22 protein-coding genes are annotated in these 21048 nt (G+C 69.9%); 4 read left to right on the top strand and 18 right to left on the bottom strand.

What is annotated here, in order from left to right; translation table 11 throughout:
* Nucleotides 1–4 precede the first annotated feature (4 nt).
* The gene (locus tag JNB61_RS01980; protein ID WP_220287603.1) at nucleotides 5–508 is read left to right on the top strand and encodes a glutathione peroxidase; all 504 of its coding nucleotides are present in this window, start codon (nucleotides 5–7) and stop codon (nucleotides 506–508) included.
* A gap of 57 nt (nucleotides 509–565) precedes the next feature.
* Here the strand turns inward: JNB61_RS01980 and JNB61_RS01975 are convergent, their stop codons facing one another.
* From JNB61_RS01975 to recO, 5 genes are all read right to left on the bottom strand, one after another.
* On the bottom strand, nucleotides 566–1246 hold the full coding sequence (locus JNB61_RS01975) for a DsbA family oxidoreductase (protein WP_220338605.1): 681 nt from the start codon (nucleotides 1244–1246) through the stop codon (nucleotides 566–568).
* A 64-nt stretch (nucleotides 1247–1310) separates the two neighbouring features.
* Complete coding sequence (locus JNB61_RS01970; protein WP_220338604.1) at nucleotides 1311–2282, bottom strand: hypothetical protein; 972 nt, start codon at nucleotides 2280–2282, stop codon at nucleotides 1311–1313.
* Complete coding sequence (locus JNB61_RS01965) at nucleotides 2279–3052, bottom strand: hypothetical protein (protein WP_220338603.1); 774 nt, start codon at nucleotides 3050–3052, stop codon at nucleotides 2279–2281. The genes JNB61_RS01970 and JNB61_RS01965 overlap by 4 nt, the downstream gene beginning before the upstream one ends.
* A 92-nt stretch (nucleotides 3053–3144) precedes the next feature.
* Nucleotides 3145–3957 carry an isoprenyl transferase gene (locus JNB61_RS01960; RefSeq protein WP_220338602.1) on the bottom strand — a complete coding sequence of 271 codons (813 nt, stop codon included), beginning with the start codon at nucleotides 3955–3957 and terminating at the stop codon, nucleotides 3145–3147.
* Nucleotides 3954–4697 (bottom strand): DNA repair protein RecO, encoded by a 744-nt coding sequence (gene recO / locus JNB61_RS01955; RefSeq protein WP_220287594.1) that lies wholly within the window; start codon nucleotides 4695–4697, stop codon nucleotides 3954–3956. Before recO ends, JNB61_RS01960 begins: the two co-directional genes overlap by 4 nt.
* Before the next feature lie 83 nt (nucleotides 4698–4780).
* On the opposite strand from recO, the gene JNB61_RS01950 reads away from it, so the two are divergent.
* The 3 genes from JNB61_RS01950 to JNB61_RS01940 are packed head-to-tail and all read left to right on the top strand — an operon-like array spanning nucleotide 4781 to nucleotide 6629.
* The gene (locus JNB61_RS01950) at nucleotides 4781–5245 is read left to right on the top strand and encodes a MarR family winged helix-turn-helix transcriptional regulator (RefSeq protein ID WP_220338601.1); all 465 of its coding nucleotides are present in this window, start codon (nucleotides 4781–4783) and stop codon (nucleotides 5243–5245) included.
* On the top strand, nucleotides 5242–5922 hold the full coding sequence (locus tag JNB61_RS01945) for a hypothetical protein (protein WP_308291184.1): 681 nt from the start codon (nucleotides 5242–5244) through the stop codon (nucleotides 5920–5922). The genes JNB61_RS01950 and JNB61_RS01945 overlap by 4 nt, the downstream gene beginning before the upstream one ends.
* 20 nt (nucleotides 5923–5942) lie before the next feature.
* Nucleotides 5943–6629, top strand: coding sequence for a trimeric intracellular cation channel family protein (locus tag JNB61_RS01940; protein WP_159844072.1), 687 nt, complete (start codon nucleotides 5943–5945; stop codon nucleotides 6627–6629).
* An 85-nt stretch (nucleotides 6630–6714) separates the two neighbouring features.
* Here JNB61_RS01940 and leuA read toward each other — a convergent pair whose 3' ends face one another.
* The 13 genes from leuA to JNB61_RS01875 form a co-directional block, all read right to left on the bottom strand.
* A complete protein-coding gene (gene leuA, locus JNB61_RS01935; protein ID WP_220338600.1) occupies nucleotides 6715–8475 on the bottom strand; it encodes a 2-isopropylmalate synthase in 1761 nt (586 codons plus the stop codon).
* Nucleotides 8476–8752: 277 nt separating this feature from the next.
* Nucleotides 8753–9694: a GTPase Era gene (era, locus tag JNB61_RS01930; protein WP_220338599.1), complete on the bottom strand. Its 942-nt coding sequence runs from the start codon at nucleotides 9692–9694 to the stop codon at nucleotides 8753–8755.
* On the bottom strand, nucleotides 9691–11043 hold the full coding sequence (locus JNB61_RS01925; RefSeq protein WP_220338598.1) for a hemolysin family protein: 1353 nt from the start codon (nucleotides 11041–11043) through the stop codon (nucleotides 9691–9693). The genes era and JNB61_RS01925 overlap by 4 nt, the downstream gene beginning before the upstream one ends.
* Complete coding sequence (ybeY, locus tag JNB61_RS01920; RefSeq protein ID WP_159844058.1) at nucleotides 11040–11510, bottom strand: rRNA maturation RNase YbeY; 471 nt, start codon at nucleotides 11508–11510, stop codon at nucleotides 11040–11042. The genes JNB61_RS01925 and ybeY overlap by 4 nt, the downstream gene beginning before the upstream one ends.
* Nucleotides 11507–12538, bottom strand: coding sequence for a PhoH family protein (locus tag JNB61_RS01915; protein WP_223214606.1), 1032 nt, complete (start codon nucleotides 12536–12538; stop codon nucleotides 11507–11509). The genes ybeY and JNB61_RS01915 overlap by 4 nt, the downstream gene beginning before the upstream one ends.
* A gap of 52 nt (nucleotides 12539–12590) precedes the next feature.
* A complete protein-coding gene (locus JNB61_RS01910) occupies nucleotides 12591–12938 on the bottom strand; it encodes an HIT domain-containing protein (RefSeq protein WP_159844054.1) in 348 nt (115 codons plus the stop codon).
* A gap of 83 nt (nucleotides 12939–13021) precedes the next feature.
* Nucleotides 13022–13759, bottom strand: coding sequence for a 16S rRNA (uracil(1498)-N(3))-methyltransferase (locus tag JNB61_RS01905; protein WP_220338597.1), 738 nt, complete (start codon nucleotides 13757–13759; stop codon nucleotides 13022–13024).
* Nucleotides 13760–13762: 3 nt separating this feature from the next.
* Nucleotides 13763–14878, bottom strand: coding sequence for a molecular chaperone DnaJ (gene dnaJ, locus JNB61_RS01900; RefSeq protein ID WP_159844050.1), 1116 nt, complete (start codon nucleotides 14876–14878; stop codon nucleotides 13763–13765).
* A 51-nt stretch (nucleotides 14879–14929) separates the two neighbouring features.
* A complete protein-coding gene (gene hrcA / locus JNB61_RS01895; protein ID WP_220338596.1) occupies nucleotides 14930–15970 on the bottom strand; it encodes a heat-inducible transcriptional repressor HrcA in 1041 nt (346 codons plus the stop codon).
* A 126-nt stretch (nucleotides 15971–16096) separates the two neighbouring features.
* Nucleotides 16097–17314 (bottom strand): radical SAM family heme chaperone HemW, encoded by a 1218-nt coding sequence (gene hemW, locus JNB61_RS01890; RefSeq protein ID WP_220338595.1) that lies wholly within the window; start codon nucleotides 17312–17314, stop codon nucleotides 16097–16099.
* A 7-nt stretch (nucleotides 17315–17321) separates the two neighbouring features.
* On the bottom strand, nucleotides 17322–17972 hold the full coding sequence (locus tag JNB61_RS01885) for a DUF1990 family protein (protein ID WP_220287575.1): 651 nt from the start codon (nucleotides 17970–17972) through the stop codon (nucleotides 17322–17324).
* A gap of 27 nt (nucleotides 17973–17999) precedes the next feature.
* A complete protein-coding gene (gene lepA / locus JNB61_RS01880; protein WP_159844042.1) occupies nucleotides 18000–19850 on the bottom strand; it encodes a translation elongation factor 4 in 1851 nt (616 codons plus the stop codon).
* A 55-nt stretch (nucleotides 19851–19905) separates the two neighbouring features.
* Complete coding sequence (locus JNB61_RS01875) at nucleotides 19906–21048, bottom strand: pyridoxal phosphate-dependent aminotransferase (protein ID WP_220287573.1); 1143 nt, start codon at nucleotides 21046–21048, stop codon at nucleotides 19906–19908.

Below are 21048 nucleotides of genomic sequence, written 5' to 3'. Positions count from 1 at the left end.
GGAGATGACCGAGGCCACGCTCACCGACCTGCGCGAGATCCCCTTCCACACCGCCGACGGCGGCACCGCCACCCTCTCGGACTACGGCGACCGCGTGCTGCTCATCGTCAACGTCGCCTCGAAGTGCGGGCTGACCCCCCAGTACGAGCAGCTCGAGCAGCTGCAGCGTGCCTACGCCGACCGCGGCTTCACGGTGCTGGGGTTCCCCTGCAACCAGTTCATGGGACAGGAACCGGGGTCGATGGACGAGATCCTGGAGTACTGCTCCGTGACGTGGGGCGTCACCTTCCCGGTCTTCGACAAGGTGAAGGTGAACGGCCCTGGAGCGGCCCCGGTCTACAAGGCACTGAAGAAGTCGCGCGATGCCGAGGGCAAGAAAGGCCCGATCGTCTGGAACTTCGAGAAGTTCGTGCTGACGCCGGGAGGTGGCATCCATCGCTTCCGGCCGAACGTCAAGCCCGACGACCCGGCGGTCGTCGAGGTCATCGAGGCGAACCTGCCCCGTTGATCCGCAGACACACGGGCCCGCCGCGATTGCTCGCGGCGGCCCGTTCTCGTTCAGGGCTCAGGCGTCGACGTCGGCGGGCTCGCGGTGCTCGGACCACACCTGCCGCACGATCTGAGCGAAGGCCTCGGCCGGCTGCGCCCCCGACACGCCGTACTTGCCGTCGACCACGAAGAAGGGCACCCCGTTGATGCCGTAGGCCGCAGCCTGCGCCTGGTCGGCGCGCACTGCGTCGAGATAGCGGCCGCTCTGCAGGGCCTCGCGCGCGGCGTCGGCGTCGAGTCCGGCATCCGTCGCGAGGTGGACGAGCTCGTCCTCGCGACCGAGGTGGCGCCCCTCGGTGAAGTACGCGGACATCAGGCGCTCGGCGAGCTCGAGCTGGCGCCCCTGCTCCTTGGCGAAGTGCAGGAGCTCGTGGGCCTTCACGGTGTTGGTGTGCTTGAGGAGGTCGAAGCGGTACTCGAGGCCCGCGTCGGCGGCGACGCCGGTCACGCGCTCGAGCATCTGCTGCACCTGCGCCCGCGGCATGCCCTTGTGCTTGGCGAGGAAGTCGAGCTCATCGCCTTCGAAGTCGACGGGCGTGTCGGGCGACAGCTCGAAGGAGTGGTACGTGACCTCCACGGCTGGGGCGTCGTCGTCGGCGGATGCCGCGGCCAGCCCGTTCTCCAGATTCCGCTTGCCGATGTAGCACCAGGGGCAGGCGATGTCGCTCCACACGTCGATCTTGATGGCGTCCGTCATGCTCAGGTCAACCGCGCGCGTCCGCGCATCTATTCCGCCGAATGCGTCGGCGTGGTGCGGATCCTCAGGGAGCCGGCGGATCGGCGTCGGGCACGAAGCGGAACCTCACCCGGACGTCGTCGTACGGCACGACCAGGGTCGAGGCATCCGGCGACCAGGAATCGGGCACGAGGTACAGGCGTCCGCCGCCCTGTGCCAGCAGTCGAAGGCCGAAGTAGCGGTACCCGAACGTCTGCGGCGCGGCCGCAGGATCTCCGACGGATGCCTCGTCCCCGAGTTGCTGGAACGTGATGTCGTCATTGCCCGGGTAGAGCCGCTCGCGCGTGTCGAGCACGACGGCGGGAAGCGTCGTGAGGTCGGCGGCCAAGGAGCGCGCCTGACCGAGCCCCCACCACTGCGCGATGGTCGCGGTCGACCAGAACGTGCCGGCGATCATCACGAGCACGAGCAGCACGACGACGCCGCGCCCGCCGCCCGAGGGGTCGAGCGCGCGCACCGTGGCGGAGGCGTAGGCGGCGAGCCCGGCGCCGATCGCGAGGAACAGCGGGGTGAGGAGCTGCCCGTACGTCCAGCCCGGGAGGAACGGCACGAGGAACGCCAGAGCGAGACCCGCGAGGATGAAACCGATCCCCGTCCACGCGAGGATGCCGATCACGCGGCGCTGCGCCCGGCGCTGCTGCGCGAGCAGCCACTTGCGGAGGGCGCGATGGCCGAGAATCGCCGCGGCCGCGAGCAGGGTGAGCACCATGACCGGGATGAAGAGCGCGCCGGGGCTGCGCATCACGAACTCCTGCGAGCTCAGGCCGATGATGTCGACGTCGACCCCGAAGTACCGGAAGAACTCTCGTGTCGAGACGTAGCCGAAGTAGAAGAGCAGCGCGGTGACCAGCGTGAGCGGAGCCACGAACGAGGAGAGGAAGCCCATCCACTTCTCGAAGCCCAGGCCGGGCTCGATCGGGCGCGGCTCGACGCGCGGCGGCGTCTCCTGCTCGGGCGCCGACGGCTCGGAAGGCGTGATCGCCGGGCGATCGGTCACCCGCTCTCCTCCCCGGGCTGCGACGGGCCGGTATCGGGCGAGTCGGTCGGCTGCTCCTCGCCCGGCTGCTCCTCTTCCTGCTGCTGTTGCTGCGGCTGCTCCTCTTCGACGGGCGGCTCCGGGTCGTCGACGATGATCGGCGGGCCCGGCTCGACCTCGCGCGCGGCAACCTTGTCGCAGATCTCCCCGGTCGGACACTCGAGCGTGCCGCGGAAGGTGATCGCGGTGCCGTCCTGGAAGTCGGCGGCAGGACGCAGGACGAGGCTGCAGAAGATGCCGGACTCGTTCGCCTTCACCACCATGCCCAGGCACGAGCGATCCGCTCCGCGAGTGCCGCAGACGCCGCCGTCCACCTGCAGACCCGGCCGGTCGGTCACGGCCTCCTCGAACGTGAAGCTGACGCCCTCCGGTACCGGATCACCGCCCCAGAACACCGCGATCGTCTTGCACCAGAGCCCGGCCTCGAGGACCTCGGCCGTGCCCTGATCGCCGTACGCGGGACCGCCGTACTGGGCGACGGGACCTGTGCGGACGCGGTCCTGGGCAGGGTCCTCGCCGCCGTCGGAGTCCGGCTGCCCCTGGTCGTCACCGCCCTCGGCCTCGCCGACGGGGGTGCCCTCGTTCGTCTGATCAGATGACGGGGACGGGCTCGCCGGCGTCACGCGCCCCGCGTCCTGGGTGGTCACGGTCGTCCCGCACCCCGTGATGGCGAGCATGACCCCGAGGCACACAATCCCGGCGAGGCCCACCCGGGGCCGTGACAGCGCCATCTCGCGCCTCCTGACCGGCCGCATGCGCGGCTCACGTCAATGATGAGGGCGCGAACCCTCGCTGGATACCCCGTCGGTCGCCGGGGCGCAGCTCAGGCCGTCGAGGAGTCGGGGGCGTCCACGGCGCCGCCGAATCGGCGATCGCGCCCGAGGTAGGTGTCGATGCCCTGCCACAAGTCCTCGCGTGTGAAATCAGGCCACAGGGTGTCGAGGAACACGAACTCCGCGTACGCGGACTCCCACAGCAGGAAGTTCGACGTGCGCTGCTCGCCGCTCGAACGCAGGAACAGGTCGACATCGGGCATGTCGGGCCGATAGAGGCGGCGCTGGATGAGCTTCTCCGATATGGCTGAGGGCTTGAGGCGTCCCGCCGCGACGTCATCGGCGATCGAGCGCATCGCGTCGACGAGTTCTATGCGGCCGCCGTAGTTCACGCACATCGTCAGCGTCAGCACGTCGTTGCCGGTGGTGAGCTGCTCGGCGAACTGGAGTTCCTTGATGACACTCCCCCACAGACGCGGTTTTCGGCCGGCCCACTGGATCCGCACGCCCCACTCGTTGAGCTGATCGCGACGCCGGTGCAGCACGTCGCGGTTGTACCCCATGAGGAAGCGGACCTCGTCGGGCGAGCGCGACCAGTTCTCGGTCGAGAAGGCGTAGACCGAGAGGTGCTTCACCCCCGCCTGGATCGCGCCGGCGACGACGTCCAGCAGCGCCGCCTCCCCTGCCTTATGCCCCTCGATGCGGGTGAGACCGCGACGGTTGGCCCACCGGCCGTTGCCGTCCATGACGATCGCCACGTGGTTCGGCACCGCGCCGCGCGGGTACTCCGGGGGGTACGCGCCGGTCCAGTCGAGGGGGCGGTACGGCACCGCATCGCGGTGCGTATAGGGCTTCGGGGTCACCTGAGGCCTTCCTGCGGGGCTGCCGAGACATGGGAGAGCGAACGGATGCCGCGCTCGAGGTGCCACTGCGCGTAAGCCGCGATGAGACCCGAGGCGGCGGCGGTCGATCCCGGGGACGCAGCATCCACCACGTCCCACTCCCCCGCCATCAGCGACTGCAGGAGCGACACGGTGGCGGCGTCGACGCGGGCGGCCCCGGTCGGGGCGCAGTCACGGCAGACGATGCCGCCCTGCTGGGCGACGAAGGTGTCGTGAGGGCCCCGGCGCCCGCAGCGCGCGCACTCGCCGAGGCCGGGCGCCCAGCCCGACAGCGCCATCGCCCGCAGCAGGTACGAATCGAGCACGCTGCGCGCGGCGTGCTCGCCGCGCGAGAGCGCACGAAGGCCGCCGACGAGGAGCAGGTACTGCTGGGCAGTGGCCTCCGCCTCGTTGAGCCGGTCGGCCGCCTCGACCATGGCGTGCGCCGAGGTGTACCGGTCGTAGTGGGCGACGATCTCGGCGCCGTACGAGCCGAGCGATTCGGCCTGCTGGACGATGTCGAGCGAGCGTCCCTGGTACAGCTGCACGTCGGCCACCATGAACGGCTCGAGGCGTGCGCCGAACCTCGACGAGGTGCGACGGACGCCCTTGGCGACGGCGCGCAGCTTGCCGTGACGGCGGCTGAGCATCGTCACGATCCTGTCGGCTTCCCCCAGCTTGTGGGTGCGCAGGACCACGACTTCATCGCGGTAGGTGGGCACGCGTCAATTATCCCTGCGCTCCTGCGCGATCGGGCGACGCGGCACCGCGCGTGCGCCCGATCAACTGCTGTATCATATTCACTATGTCCGGCACACAGATCCTCGACACCCTGCTCGCGCTGTCCGGTGTCCTGCACGCCGACCAGGAGCGCGAGCTCGATCGCCGCGGCCTCACGCCCGCCCGCACCCACGTGCTGTGGCTCGTCTTCCACGATGGCCCGCGCACCCAGGCCGAGCTGGCGGCGGCGCTCGGGGTCACGCCCCGCAATGTCACAACCCTCGTCGACGGGCTCGAGGCCACCGGATTCGCCCGGCGCGAACCCCACCCGCATGACCGTCGAGCGGTGCTCGTCACACTGACGCCGCGCGGGGAGGAGGCGATGCGGGCCATGGACGCCGAGCACACCGAGCTCGGCGCGCAGCTCGTCGACGGGCTCGACGAGGCGACCGCCGAGGCGACTCTGCGGGGACTGACGCACGTGCTCGAGCGCCTCACGCAGCTCATCGCCGAGTACGAGGCCCGCACGCACGAGGAGTCGCCATCGTGAGCGCCGTCGACGCCCCGCGCGAAAGCCCGCCCCCCTCCGAGCAGTCGCCCGCCGCTCGTGGCCCGCGCGACTGGCGGGCCAAGCTGCGCGCATTCGCCCGTCGCGCGTGGATCATGGAGCTCGGCGTGTACCAGAGCATCTACCGCCTCGTGTTCCGTCGCCCGCGGGTTGCCGCAGGCGCCAGCGCGTTCCGCTACCACTCCCCGGTGCTGACGCTCCTGGTGATCTTCATCGTGCTGTCCGCCGTCGAGATCCCCATCGTCGATCTCATCGTCCACCGCTGGGTCTGGGTTCGCATCCCGATCCTCGTACTCGGCATCTGGGGCGTGACCTGGATGCTCGGCCTCCTGTTCGGCTACCTGACCCGGCCGCACGCGGTGGGGCCGGAAGGGATCCGGGTGCGACAGGGCGCGGAGCTCGATCTCGATCTGCCGTGGGACGTGGTGGAGTCCGTCGAGCGCTCCCCGCAGCGCGTCGACAAGGCGCCCGCCGTCGTGGACGAGCCCGACGGGCGCACCTTCGCCGCACGCATCGCGAATGAGACCAACGTGCTGATCCGCCTCGAGCATCCGCTCGACGTACGGCTCCCGCAGGGCCGCGACCGCATCGAGGCGGTGCGACTGTGGACGGACGATCTCGACGGCTTCCTGTCGGCGGTGCGCACGCACATCCCCTGATCGCCGTCGACAATGGAGGGGTGAGCGAGACGGTCTTCGTGATCCCCCTGTGGGCCGACCTCGTCGCCGTGGGTCTCGGCGGCATCCAGGGCGCACTGTTCGCCTCCGGCTTCCGCGGCGAACGCCGGCTCGACCTGCTCGGCGTCACGATCATCGGCATCGTCATGGGGATGGGCGGTGGTCTGATCCGCGACCTGCTTCTCAACGTCGCGCCGACCACCCTGCAGAGCAACTGGTACCTGCTCACCGCCGCGGGCGCGGCATTGCTCGGGATGCTGCTCGCCGGCCTCTTCCAGCGACTCAACGCCGTCATCGTCGGCCTCGATGCCCTCGTCATCGGCCTGTTCGGGGCGTTCGGCACGAGCAAGGCACTCGTACTCGGTCTCCCCCTCGTGCCCGCCGTGTTCGTCGGCGTGTGCGCGGCCGTCGGCGGCGGCATCCTCCGCGATGTGATCATGGGGCTTCCGGTGGCGATCCTGCACGTCAGCTCCCTTTACGCAGCGGCGGCGGGCATCGGATGCCTCGTCCTCGCGATCGCCGAGCAGCTCGGCGCGAGCGTGGTCCTGGCCGCGGTGATCGGCATCGTCGTGACGACGGTGATCCGCCTGCTCGCGGTCATCTTCGACATCTCGCTGCCGGAGCAGCGCGCGCTCTACCGCCGCAAGGTCGCCGTGGAGACCTCGACGATCCCGATCGTCAAGCCCTGAGGCATCCACCCACCCCGCCGAATGCCTGGCGAACACCGACGGGTGCGCGCGGGATCAGCCGCGCACACCCGTCGACGGTTCGCGTTCAGACGCCCGCGAGGGCCCCGGCCCGCTGCCGCGTACGGATGGCGCGGTTCACGCCCGACACGATCGCTTTGAGCGATGCGGTCGAGATGTCCGAGTCGATGCCGACGCCCCACAGGCGCTCGCCATCGACCTGGAGTTCGATGTAGGCGGCCGCCTGTGCGTCGCCGCCTGCGCTGAGGGCGTGCTCGACGTAGTCGTAGAGCGTCACGTCGAATCCCTGTTCGCGGACGATCTCGAGGAACGCGGCGACCGGCCCGTTGCCGCGACCGGACGCCTCGAACCGGTCGTCGCCGTCGCGCAGCGTGATGTCGAGTGCGACGTCGCCCGACAGGTCGCTGCGGGTGCTGGTGGCCAGCAGCTCGAAGCGGCCCCAGCGCTCGTCGGCGTTCTCAGACGGCAGATACTCGTCGGTGAAGATCTTCCAGATCTGGTCGCTCGTGACCTCGCCGCCCTCGGCGTCGGTCTTGGCCTGCACCACGCCCGAGAAGTCGATCTGCAACTTCCGGGGCAGATCCAGCGAGTGGTCGGTCTTTAGCAGGTACGCGACGCCGCCCTTGCCGGACTGGGAGTTGACGCGGATGACCGCCTCGTACGAGCGGCCCAGGTCCTTCGGGTCGATCGGCAGGTACGGGACCGCCCATTCGATATCGTCGACGCTCACTCCGGTCGCCGCGGCGCGGGCGTCCATCGCCTCGAAGCCCTTCTTGATGGCGTCCTGGTGCGAGCCGCTGAACGCCGTGAACACGAGGTCGCCGACCCACGGGCTGCGCTCGTGCACGGGCAGCTGGTTGCAGTACTCGACCGTGCGCTTCACCTGGTCGATGTCGCTGAAGTCGATCTGCGGGTCGATTCCCTGCGTGAACAGGTTGATGCCGAGCGCCACCAGGTCGACGTTGCCCGTCCGCTCTCCGTTGCCGAACAGGCAGCCTTCGATGCGGTCCGCGCCGGCCATGTAACCGAGCTCCGCCGCCGCGATGGCGGTGCCGCGGTCGTTGTGGGGGTGCAGCGACAGGATGACGTTCTCACGGTGGGCCAGGCGACGGCTCATCCATTCGATCGAGTCGGCGTAGACGTTCGGGGTCGACATCTCCACGGTCGCGGGCAGGTTGATGATGACCTTGCGCTCGGGCGTCGGCTCGAAGATCTCGATCACCTGATTGCACACGTTCAGCGCGAACTCGAGTTCGGTGCCGGTGTAGCTCTCGGGCGAGTACTCGTAGAAGACCTTGGTCTCGGGGACCCGCTTCTCGAACTCGCGGCACAGTCGCGCGCCTTCGAGGGCGATGTCGATGATGCCCTGCTCGTCGGTGCGGAAGACGACCTCGCGCTGCAGGACGCTCGTCGAGTTGTACAGGTGGACGATGGCCTGCTTGGCGCCGGCGATGGCCTCGTAGGTGCGCTCGATGAGGTGCTCGCGGGCCTGCGTCAGCACCTGGATGGTGACGTCGTCGGGGATGAGGTCCTCTTCGATGAGCTGACGCACGAAGTCGAAGTCGGTCTGGCTCGCCGAGGGGAAGCCGACCTCGATCTCCTTGTAGCCCATCTTCACGAGCAGATCGAACATGATGCGCTTGCGCTCAGGGCTCATCGGGTCGATGAGCGCCTGATTGCCGTCGCGCAGATCGACGGCGCACCAGCGCGGTGCGGTCGTGATGCGCTGGTCGGGCCAGGTGCGGTCGGGCAGATTCACGGTGATCTGCTCGTGGAACGGCCGATACTTGTGGGTCGGCATGCCCGAGGGCTTCTGAGTGTTCTCCATGATGTCGTCGCTTCTCTCGTCTGTTCCGAGCGTCGGCCCGACGGGCGCGGCTCGATGCCTGATGATGCGGGCCAACGAAAAGCTCCGCGACGAGGAAGGCCCTAGAACGAGGTCTCGTCGCGGCGGCTAAGAAGGAGAAGCCCGCGGAAGCGCATGGGATCAGGCTACACCCCGTTTCGGGCGGAGCGCGAACCGATGACGAACGGATGCCGCCGCATGACGCATCCGAGGGCTCGTCGCCCGCTCGGCGGCCCGGACGGGCGGGTGAGATACCGGATCAGAAGCCGAGGCGGCCGAGCTGCTTGGGGTCGCGCTGCCACTCCTTCGCGATGCGCACGTGCAGCTTGAGGAACACCTTGGTGCCCAGCAGGGGTTCGATCTGGGCCCGGGCGCGGACGCCGACGTCGCGCAGCCGAGAGCCCTTGTGCCCGATGATGATGCCCTTCTGGCTGTCGCGCTCGACGACGATGTCGGCGTAGATGTCGGTGAGGTCGGAGTCCTCGCGGCGCGCCACATCCTCGACGACGACCGCGATGGAGTGCGGCAGCTCGTCGCGCACGCCGTCGAGGGCGGCCTCGCGGATGATCTCGGCGATGCGGTCCTCGGTCGACTCGTCGGTGACGACCCCCTCCGGGTAGAGCGCCGGGCCCTCCGGCATGAGAGCGAGCAGCTCGTCGCTCAGGACGTCGAGCTGGTCACGGGTCAGGGCCGACAGCGGGATGACGGCGGCCCAGTCCTCGCGGAGCTGGTCGACCTCGATCAGCCTCTTTGTGATCTGCTCCCGGGTGGCGGCATCCGTCTTCGTGACGATCGCCACCTTCTGGGCGCGCCCGTAGCCGTTCAGCGACTCGGCGATGCGGCGGTCGCCCGGGCCCACCTTCTCGGTCGCGGGCACGCAGAAGCCGATGACGTCGACATCGCCGAGCACCTGCTCGACCAGGTCGTTGAGACGCTGGCCCAGGAGCGTCCGGGGCTTGTGGAGTCCGGGGGTGTCGACGATCACCAGCTGGCCGCCGGGGCGATTCAGGATGCCGCGGATCGCGCGGCGAGTCGTCTGCGGCTTGTCGCTCGTGATCGCCACCTTCTCGCCGACCAGTGCGTTGGTGAGCGTGGACTTGCCCACGTTCGGCCGGCCGACGAACGTGACGAATCCGGAGCGCCCCTCGGCGGAGGCGGGCGAATCGGGCCCGGGTGCGGGCGCGGACTCGTTCTCGGTCATGACGTCTCTTCCTTCCGGGGCAGCCGGATCTCACCGGTGCGGGGGCTCACGATGCGGATCTCGCCGGTGCGCGGCGAGCGGCTGACGTCCAGTGCGGGGTCGCCGCGCTCGACGAACACCGTCGAGATGCCGCGTCCGCGCCCGCGGGACGCCCCACCGGTGAGCACCAGGCCGGCGTACTCGGCGGTCGCGCCGGGCTGAGGAACACGGCCGAGGGCCTTGCCGAGGAGTCCGCCGATCGAGTCGACGTCCTCGTCCTCGAGCTCGAGGCCGAACAGGTCGCCGACCTCGTCGAGGCCGAGTCGGGCGCTCACGCGGTAGTGGCCGGGCTCCAGCTCGGTGACCTCTTCGCCGCGCGGGTCGTACTCGTCCGAGATGTCGCCGACGAGCTCCTCGATGAGGTCCTCCAGAGTCACGAGGCCCGAGACGCCGCCGTACTCGTCGACCACGAGGCACACGTGGACGGCATCGCGCTTCATCTGCTGCAGCAGCGTCTCCGCCTTCATGGACTCGGGCACGAAGACCGCCGGCCGCGAGATGCGGCTGATCGGCGCGTCCCGCCAGCCGCTCTCGTCGCGGAAGCCGAACTGAACGAGGTCCTTGAGGTACAGCACCCCCACGACATCGTCGGCATCGTCGTCGACGATCGGCACGCGCGAGACGCCCTTCTCGAGGAAGATCGTCATCGCCTCCCGCGTGGAGGTCGAGGCATCCACCGTCACCATGTCCGTGCGCGGCACCATCACGGCTCGCACGAACGTGTCGGTGAAATCGAACACCGAGTGGATCAGCTCCCGATCGTCCTCCTCGATGAGCTCGTTCTCGGCCGCCTCGTCGATGATGCTGAGCAGCTGTTCCTCGGAGGCGAACGACGATCCGCGCGACGCACCCGGTGTGATGCGGGTGCCGAGGGCGACGAGTCCGTGCGCGAGTGGGCCGAGGATGATCCGCACCCCGCGGACGATGGGCGCGGCGCCGCGCAGGAGCCCCTTGGCGTGGAGCCGTCCCACGGTGCGGGGGCTCGCCCCCACCACGACATAGGAGACCCCCGTCATCAGGACCGCGGCGGCGAGCATCGCCCACCAGATGTTGTTGAAGAGGTCGGTGAACGCGACGGTGACGAGCACCGCGGCCGTCGTCTCGGCCAGCACGCGGATGAAGATCACCGCGTTGGCATGCGCGTCGGGGTCATCCGCGATCTTGCGAAGCGACACCGCGTTGCGTCCGTCCGCCCCGAGCTCCGCGAGATCGGCGCGGGAGGTGACGCTGAGCGCCGCGTCGATCGCCACCATGAGCGCGCCGAACGCGAGCAGGAGGGCCGCAGCGACGAGGAGGAGGGCGGCGGTCATGCGCGGGGTCGTCGGCGTTCGGATGCCTGGAACGAGGTGATGAGCTCGCGCTGCAGTCCGAACATCTCCCGCTCCTCCTCCGGTTCGGCGTGGTCGAAGCCGAGGAGGTGGAGAAGACCGTGCGTGGTGAGAAGGATGAGCTCATCCAGCGTCGAGTGCTTGGCGGCCACCGCCTGCGTCTCCGCGACCTGCGGGCACAGCACGATGTCGCCGAGGAGGCCCGCGGGCGTGGGCGCGTCCTCGGTGCCGGGGCGCAACTCGTCCATCGGGAAGCTCAGCACGTCGGTGGGGCCGGGCTCGTCCATCCACTGCACGTGCAGTGCCTCCATCGCACCCTCGTCGACCAGGAGGATGGCCACGTCGGCGTCGGGGCTCACGTGCAGTTCGGCGAGGTTGTGCTCCATGAGCCGCAGCAGCACCGTCTCGTCGACGGCGATGCCCGATTCGTTGCCGATCTCGATGGTCATGGGCGTCCTCGCTTCGGAAGGTGGTCACGGGGTCCGCCGCCGCGCACGGTGGCGGCGCGCCGCTCAGCGCGGTTGGCGAACTCGGATGCCTCGTCCCGCTCGCGTCGCGCGGCGAGGCGGCGTTCGTCGTACTCGCTGTAGGCGTCGACGATGCGGCCCACGAGGGTGTGCCGGACGACGTCCTCGCTCGTGAGGTACGAGAAGTGGATGTCGTCGATGTCGCCGAGCACGCGGGTCACGAGCCGCAGGCCGGAGGCGCCCTGCGGCAGGTCGATCTGCGTGATGTCGCCGGTGACCACCATCCGCGTGCCGAAGCCGAGGCGCGTCAGGAACATCTTCATCTGCTCAGGCGTGGTGTTCTGCGCCTCGTCGAGCACGACGAAGGAGTCGTTCAGCGTGCGGCCGCGCATGTATGCGAGCGGCGCTACCTCGATCGTGCCGGTCGCCATGAGCTTGGGCACGAGCTCCGGGTCCATCATCTCGTTGAGCGCGTCGTACAGCGGGCGCAGATACGGGTCGATCTTGTCGGTGAGCGTGCCGGGGAGGAAGCCGAGCCGCTCCCCCGCCTCGACGGCGGGCCTGGTCAGGATGATCCGGCTGACCTCCTTGCGCTGCAGCGCCTGCACGGCCTTGGCCATCGCGAGGTACGTCTTTCCGGTACCGGCGGGACCGATGCCGAACACGATGGTGTTCTCCTCGATCGCGTCGACATACGCCTTCTGGCCGAGGGTCTTGGGGCGGATGACCTTGCCGCGGGATGAGAGGATCGCCTCTCCGAGCACCTCTGACGGGCGGGGTCCTCCCTCGCTCCGGAGGATGCGGTTCGACGAGGCGACGTCGTCCTCGCCCAGCGACTGGCCCGCCTTCGTCATCGCGACGAGCTCGTCGACAAGCGTCCGTGCGGCCGCGACGGCCGGTGCCTCGCCCGTGAGGGTGATCTCGTTGCCGCGCACGTGCACATCGACGTCCGGGTGCTCCTTCTCGACGACCCGCAGCAGGCGGTCCTGCGGACCGAGCAGCTGCACCATTGCGACGCCGTCGACTTCGACGTGGTCGCTCACGGTCTCATGAGCAGGTTGATCAGGCACCGACACTCTTCTCTTCGAGGGCTCCCCCGAGCACATGGGCGTGCACGTGGAAAATGGTCTGGCCCGCGTTGGGGCCGGTGTTGAACACGAGGCGGAAGTCCCCGTCGCCGTGCTCGGCGGCCAGCGTGTTGGCCAGGCCCACCAGCTCGGCCATGAGCTCCGGATCGCCGGCTGCCAGCTCGACGACGTTGCGGTACTGGTCGGTCTTGGGGATCACCAGCAGGTGCAGGGGCGCCCGCGGGGCGATGTCACGGATGGCGAATGCGTTCTCGGTCTCTGCGATGATCTCGGACGGGATCTCACCGTCCAGGATGCGCGTGAAGATCGATGGCTCACTCATGCGGCAAGTCTACCGACGGGGCCCTTCGGCGGGCTCGGGGACGGCCGGTGAGCCTCGCCCGGTTCGGCGAGGCGGACGGACCGTCACCAGCGGCCGAGGGCGGTGCTGACGACGGCCAGCGCCGCGGGTCCGGCGGTAGACGTGCGCAGCACCGTGTCGCCGAGGCGCACGAGTCGCGCGCCCGCGTGGGCGAGGGCGTCGAGCTCCTCCGGGGCGATCCCGCCCTCCGGTCCGACCACCAGCACGATGTCGCGTTCCTCCCCCGGCTCCACCTCCAGCGCGCTGAGCGGCTCGGTCGCCGTCGGCTCCAGGATCAGGACGACGGATGCTGCCGCCCGGCCCGCCAGCGCCGCGGTCGTGGTGAGCTCCGCCACCTCCGGCACCCACGCGCGGTGCGCCTGCTTTGCGGCCTCGCGCACGATGGTCGCCCAGCGCGCCCGCCCCTTGTCCGCCTTCGCGGCGTCCCAGCGCGAGACGCTGCGCGCGGCCTGCCAGGGCACGATCTCGTCCACGCCGAGCTCGGTCGCCGCTTGGACGGCGAGCTCGTCGCGATCCCCCTTGGCCAGCGCCTGCACCAGCACGATGCGCGGAGTCGGGGGCGCAGCATCCGTGCGTCCGTCGATGCGCACGACCACCTCGCGCGGCGCGACCGACGCGACGCTGCCGGTGAGCCAGGCTCCCCTGCCGTCGCCGACGGTGACCTCCTCGCCGACCCTGACCCGACGCACGGTGGCGGCGTGGTGCGCCTCCGCGCCGGTGAGGGTCACCGTCTCGCCGGCGGCGGCGTCGACGGACTGGTCGAGGAGGAAGTGCAGGGCCACGGGTCAGCCGTTCCGGAAGCGGTCGCGCAGCTTGGCGAACAGGCCCTGGTGGAACTCCGCGAGCCTCGGCGCGGGTGCCTTCGTGCGCTTGGCGAACTCCTCGATGAGGGCGCGCTCCTTGTGATCGAGGCGCGTGGGGGTGACCACGTGCACGCCGACCCTGAGGTCGCCGCGCTGCGAGCCGCGCAGCGGTGTGATGCCGCGTCCCTTGATCGTGAGCACGTCGCCGGCCTGCACGCCCGGCCGCACCTCGAGGTCGACCGGGCCGTCGAGCGACTGGATCGTCGTCGTGGTGCCGAGGATCGCGTCGGGCATCGACACCTCGAGGGTCGCGAGCAGGTCGTCGCCGTCGCGGCTGAACACCTCGTGCGGCTGCACGGTGACCTCGATGTACAGGTCGCCGTTGGGCCCGCCCGCCGGGCCGACCTCGCCGGAGCCGGGAAGCTGCAGGCGCAGTCCGGTCTCGACGCCGGCCGGGATGTCGAGCGACACCGTGCGGCGCGCGCGCACGCGGCCCTGCCCCTGGCACGTGGCGCACGGGTACGGGATGGTCGTGCCGTACCCCTGGCAGACGTTGCACGGCTGGGTCGTGACGACGTTGCCGAGAAGGCTCCGCACCTGGCGCTGGACGTTGCCGGTACCGTGGCAGATGTCGCACGTGACCGGGCTCGTGCCGGGCTGGCAACAGGACCCCTGACACGTCTCGCACACCACGGCGGTGTCGACCTCGATGTCGCGGTGCGTGCCGAACACGACGTCGCCGAGCTCGAGCGTGACGCGCACCAGCGCGTCCTGCCCGCGCTCGCGGCGCGACCGGGGACGACCGCCGCGGGATCCGCCGGCTGCGCCGAAGAACGTCTCGAAGATGTCGTTGAACCCGCCGAAGCCTCCCGCGCCGCCGCCGAACGGGGAGTCGCCGCCGCCCATGTCGTAACGAGCGCGCTGCTCGGGGTCGCTGAGGACGTCGTACGCGTGCGTCACGAGCTTGAAGCGCTCGGACGCCTCCTCACCCGGGTTCACGTCGGGGTGCAGCTGCCGGGCCAGCTTGCGGTACGCCTTCTTGATCTCGTCGGTGGAGGCGTCGCGTGAGACGCCGAGGACCTCGTAGTGGTCAGCCACATTCGCCTTCCTGCCGCGGGGATGCCGCGGGATCGTGTGTGCCTGCGTGCGTCAGCGGGAGCTGTCGTCCTGCTCGAGCATGCGCGTGAGATAGCGCGCGACGGCGCGGACCGTCGCGAGGTTGGTGGGGTAGTCCATGCGTGTCGGGCCGAGCACGCCGACCCGGGCGACGGAGCCCGTCGCGTCGTAGTCGCTGGCGACGACGGATGCCTCGGCCAGGCCGAACGCCTCGTTCTCGCGGCCGATGCTGGCCGAGAGTCCCTGTTCGTCGGCGACCATCTCGCCCATCAGCCGCAGCAGGGTCACCTGTTCCTCGATCGCCTCGAGGAGCGGGTAGATGCTGCCACGGAAGTCGGACTCGCGGCGGGCGAGGTTGGCGCTTCCGGCCATCACGAGCTTGTCCTGCCGGAACTCCTCGAGCTCCTCGGCGACCGCGCGCACGATCTCGTCCGTCGCGCGTTCGTGCGCAGGCGCCTGCGCGTCAGGGCCATCGAGCCGCTCCGCGATGCGCTGCAGCCCCTCGCGCACGGGGCGGCCGACGAGCAGGGTGCCGAGTCGGGCGCGGATGTGGGCGAGATCGGCGTCGTCGAAGTCGTCGCCGACGAAGGTCAGGCGCTGCGACACACGGCCGGTGTCGGTGACGAGGATCACCAGCATGCGTCCGCCGCCGAGCTGCACCAGCTCCACGTGGGTGACGGTCGCGCGGGCGAACGAGGGATACTGCACGATCGCGACCTGGCCGGTCAGCTGGGTGAGTGCACGGACGGTGCGCACGAGCACGTCGTCGAGATCACCCGAGCCGTCCAGGAACGAGGCGATGGCGGCCCGCTGCGCCGGCGAGAGCGGCCGCAGCTCGGCGAGGTGGTCGACGAAGACGCGATAGCCCTTGTCGGTGGGCACCCGGCCCGACGACGTGTGCGGCGCCACGATGAGCTCTTCGTCCTCGAGCAGCGCCATGTCGTTGCGGATCGTCGCCGCAGACACGCCGAAGGCATGGCGCTCGACGATCGCCTTGCTGCCGACGGGCTCACGCGTGTCGACGTAGTCCTGGACGATCGCCCGCAGCACCTGCAGACCTCGTTCGCTGACCATCCCGCCTCCCCACGCCGCAGCTGGCACTCGCATGATTGGAGTGCCAATTCTATCCGATGCCCCTGCCAGGATCGTCGATCGACGCAGGCCGGGTTCTCGCGCGCGCGGACGCGAGTGCCGCCGAGGTCAGTCGGTGAGGGCGCGGACGACGGCGTCGGCGAGAAGGCGGCCTCGGCGGGTCAGCACGACCCTTCCCCGCAGCGCGGCATGACCCTCGATGAGACCGTCCGCGATGAGGGCGGCGACCGCGTGCCGCCCTTCGCCGAGAAGCTCCTCGACGGGCAGACCGTCGCGGATGCGGGTGCGCAGCAGCACGCTCTCGAGGTTCCTGGCTGCGGCATCCGGGATCTCCCGCCCGGCGGCCGGCGACTCCCCCGCCGCGAGCCGCTGCGCGTAGGCCGCGGGGTGCTTGACGTTCCAGAATCGCACGCCCGCGATGTGGCTGTGCGCTCCTGGGCCGAAACCCCACCAGTCCGAGCCGACCCAGTACGCGAGGTTGTGGCGCGAGCGGTGTGCGTCGCCGCGCGCCCAGTTCGACACCTCGTACCAGTCGAAGCCGGCGGCGGCGAGCATGTCGTCGGCCAGCTCGTACATGTCGGCCTGCAGGTCGTCGTCAGGGGCGGCGACCTCGCCTCGGCGGATCTGGCGGGCGAGCTTGGTGCCGTCCTCGATGATCAGCGCGTACGCCGAGACGTGATCCGGCTCCAGCGACACCGCCGCCTCGAGCGACGTGCGCCAGTCGTCCAGAGACTCGCCGGGGGCGCCGTAGATGAGGTCGACACTCACGTCGAGCCCGGCGCGACGTGCCGCCGCGACCGCGGTGCGGACGTTGTCGGGGTCGTGCGTGCGGTCGAGCGCCGCGAGCACGTGCGGGACTGCGGATTGCATTCCCACGGAAAGACGGGTGACGCCGGATGCCGCGAGCTCGGCTGCGACGGCGGGTGTGATCGTGTCGGGGTTGGCCTCGACGGTGATCTCGGCACCTTCGGCGATGCCGAACTCGTCGCGCACACCTGCCAGCATTCGCCCGAGGTCGCCCGGTGGCAGCAGCGTCGGGGTGCCGCCCCCGAAGAACACCGTCGATGCGGGACGGTTCCCGCCGGCGCGCTCGAGAACACGCCCTGCCAGCGCGATCTCCCGAAGGAGTGTGTCGGCGTACTCGTCCTGACGGGCACCCCGCAGCTCCGAGGACGTGTACGTGTTGAAGTCGCAGTAGCCGCAGCGCACGCGGCAGAACGGCACGTGCAGATACACGCTGAACTCGGCGGCCGGATCGATGCGCGTGCCCGGAGGCAGCGAGCCGTCCGCGGGAACGGGCTCGCCGAGCGGAAGAGCGGAGCCCATCAGCGTCTCACGCGGGAGTCGTGTACAGCGGCGAGATCGCGCGCAGATAGCGCGTGAACAGCTCGCGTCGACGGCGCTTCGTGAGTCCGGGAAGCATCCGGTACAGCACGGCGCGCGGGGCGTCGAAGGCGCGGACCGTGAACCAGACCTCGTCGTTGTCGTACCAGTCGAGCATGAACGACTCCTCGCCGCTCACGACCGAATCGCTCACCGTACCCAGCGCGAATCCCACCCGCCGGGGCTCCTCGACCGCGAAGATCACGCGAAGCTCCGCGTCGGCGCGCAGCCCCTTGACGCGGCCGTCGACGCGGATCGTCGTTCCGGCGCCCACGAACGGAGTGCCGTCGGCGTCGAACCGCTGCTCGGCCTCCGAACGGCTCGGCGCGACCGGATTGCCCTCGGCGTCGAAGCTGACCCCCGAGTACATCGGGCCCGACGCGGGGCGCACGTCGGTGAGCTTGAGACCCGCCCCGCGCTGCGCGGACCACGACATGAGCGCCTCGCTGGCCCCCCGGAAGCGGGCTTCGCCGCTGCCGATGCGCCAGGACTGCTCCGCCGGAATGCTGCGCTCCGGCGGGTACTGCATCAGATCCGGCGCCTGGGTCGCCCCGACAGCGGCATAGTCGACGGTGTCGTCACGGAAGGTTCCTCGACGCATGGATTCCAGCCTACTTCGCGAGTCGCGTCACTTCTTGGCAGGACCCTCGACGTCCCCTGAGAGCGCGGCGATGAACGCCTCCTGGGGCACCTCGACACGACCGACCATCTTCATGCGCTTCTTGCCCTCCTTCTGCTTTTCGAGGAGCTTGCGCTTGCGGGAGATGTCGCCGCCGTAGCACTTCGCCAGGACGTCCTTGCGCATCGCGCGGATGTTCTCGCGAGCGATGATCCGGGCGCCGATGGCGGCCTGGATCGGCACCTCGAACTGCTGGCGCGGGATCAGCTTGCGCAGGCGCTCGGTCATCATCGTGCCGTAGGCGTAGGCCTTGTCACGATGCACGATGGAGCTGAACGCGTCGACCTTGTCGCCCTGCAGCAGGATGTCGACCTTGACGAGGTCGGCGGTCTGCGAGCCGGCAGGCTCGTAGTCGAGGCTCGCGTAGCCCTGCGTCTTGGACTTCAGCTGGTCGAAGAAGTCGAACACGATCTCGCCGAGCGGCATGTGGTAGCGCAGTTCGACGCGGTCCTCGCTGAGGTAGTCCATCCCCAGCAGCGACCCGCGGCGGGACTGGCACAGCTCCATGACGGTGCCGACGTAGTCCTTGGGCAGCAGGATGCCGACCTTCACGACCGGCTCGGAGACCTCCGCCACGCGCCCGTCGGGGTACTCGCTCGGGTTGGTGACGACCACGGTCTCGCCGGTGTCGGTGGTGACCTCGTACGTCACCGAGGGCGCGGTCGTGATGAGGTCGAGGTCGAACTCGCGCGACAGCCGCTCGGTGACGATCTCGAGGTGCAGGAGGCCGAGGAAACCGCAGCGGAACCCGAAGCCGAGCGCCACCGAGGTCTCGGGCTCGTACTGCAGCGACGCGTCCGACAACTTGAGCTTGTCGAGAGCTTCGCGCAGGTCGGCGTAGTCGCTCTGGTCGATGGGGTAGATCCCGGAGAAGACCATCGGCTTCGGGTCGGTGTACCCGGCGAGCGCCTCGGTGGCGGGCTTGCGCTGATTGGTGACCGTGTCGCCGACCTTGGACTGGCGGACGTCCTTCACGCCGGTGATGAGATAGCCGACCTCGCCGACGCCGAGGCCTTTGGTGGGGACGGGCTCGGGGCTCGACACGCCGATCTCGAGGAGGTCGTGGGTCGCCTTGGTAGACATCATCTGGATGCGCTCGCGCGGTTCCAGCTTGCCGTCGACCATGCGGACGTACGTCACCACGCCGCGGTAGGAGTCGTACACCGAGTCGAAGATCATCGCGCGGGCCGGGGCATCCGCGTTCCCCTTCGGAGCGGGGATCTGCTCGACGATCCGATCGAGCAGCGTCTCGACGCCCATGCCGGTCTTGCCGCTCACGCGCAGCACGTCGTCGGGCGAGCCGCCGATCAGGCCGGCCAGCTCGGCGGCGTACTTCTCAGGGTCGGCGGCCGGCAGATCGATCTTGTTGAGCACCGGGATGATGTGCAGATCGTTCTCGAGAGCGAGATACAGGTTCGCGAGCGTCTGGGCCTCGATGCCCTGGGCCGCGTCGACCAGCAGGATCGCTCCCTCGCACGCCGCGAGCGAGCGCGAGACCTCGTAGGTGAAGTCCACGTGGCCGGGCGTGTCGATCATGTTGAGGGCGAAGGTCTCATCGGCGGTCGCCCACGGCATGCGCACGGCCTGCGACTTGATCGTGATGCCGCGCTCCCGCTCGATGTCCATGCGGTCGAGATACTGCGCGCGCATGTCGCGGTCGGCGACCACGCCGGTGATCTGCAGCATGCGGTCGGCCAACGTCGACTTGCCGTGGTCGATGTGGGCGATGATGCAGAAGTTGCGGATCAGCTCGGGCGGCGTGGCAGAGGGCTCGAGGGGCTTCAGGGCGCGCGGTGACATGTCCAGACGATTCTACGGGTGCGCGCCCCTCGACGAGCCCGGGCGCCAAGGCGGGTCAGACCGGAGCAGGGATCCGGCCGAGACCTTCGAGCAGCTCGTCACGATCGCTGGCCACGCACACGCGGATCCAGCCCTCGCCCGAGGCGCCGAATGCGCTCCCCGGGGCGACGGCGACGCCCTGCTCGTCGAGGAACCGCTCGCACCACGCCACGACGTCGCCTGCCGAGGCGTGCGAGACGTCGATCCAGAGGTAGAAGGCGCCGGTCGGGTCGAGGTAACGCAGGCCTCGGGCCTCGAGCAGGCTCGTCGCCGCAGCGAGGTTGTCGCGGTAGTGCGCGGCGCTGTGGGCGACGGCGGCCTGTGCACCGGTGAGAGCCGCGCTGGCCGCCCGCTGGGACGGCTCGTCGACGCAGCTGACCACCGACTCCTGGACCCGCAGCATCGTCTGCCGCCATCCCGGAGGAGTGACGAGCCAGCCCACACGGGCTCCGGTCATCGCGTACGTCTTCGACATCGAGAACACCGACAGCACGCGGCCGTCGGTATCGAGCGTCGCGGGACTCACGTGCGGCTGACCCCACGTGAAGCGCTCGTACACCTCGTCGCTGATGAGCCAGAGATCGTGGCGGCGCGCCAGCGCGATGAGCGCCTCCAGCGTCGGCCGGTCGAACGTCGAGCCGAGCGGGTTGGACGGCGTGTTGACGATGATCGCGCGTGTGCGGGGCGTGACGAGCGACTCGAGCTCGCCGAGATCCGGCTGGAACGCGAGGGCGGGACGCAGCGGATACGGCACCGGCGTCGCCTGGAGGAGGTGGGCGTTCATCGTGAAGGTTGTGTAGCCCGGATCGGGTACCAGCACCTCGTCGCCCTGCGACAGCGTGAGCGCCATCGCGAGGTGCAGCGCCTGCGTCGCGCCGACCGTCACCCAGATCTGCTCGAGGTCGACCTCCAGGGCGTTCTCGCGCGCGAGCTTGTCGCGGATGGCTTCGCGCAGCGCCGGGATGCCGCCGTTGGGCGTGTACCGGATCGCGCCGTCCCGCCACGCCTGGGATGCAGCATCCCGGATCCGCTCCCCCGCGACCTCGCCCGGTTCGCCGACCGCGAGGATGATCGTCCCGGGGCGGCGCAGCGCGCGCTCGAGGATGTGGCGCACGCCGGAGCCGGGCATGCGCGCGATGTGCGGGGCGATCTCGGGCAT

Origin of the sequence: Microbacterium ureisolvens (genome assembly GCF_019511645.1) — a bacterium.
Taxonomy (GTDB): Bacteria; Actinomycetota; Actinomycetes; order Actinomycetales; family Microbacteriaceae; genus Microbacterium; species Microbacterium ureisolvens_A.
Note: the sequence above shows the minus strand (reverse complement) of the source record. Positions and strands in the feature narration are given on the sequence as shown.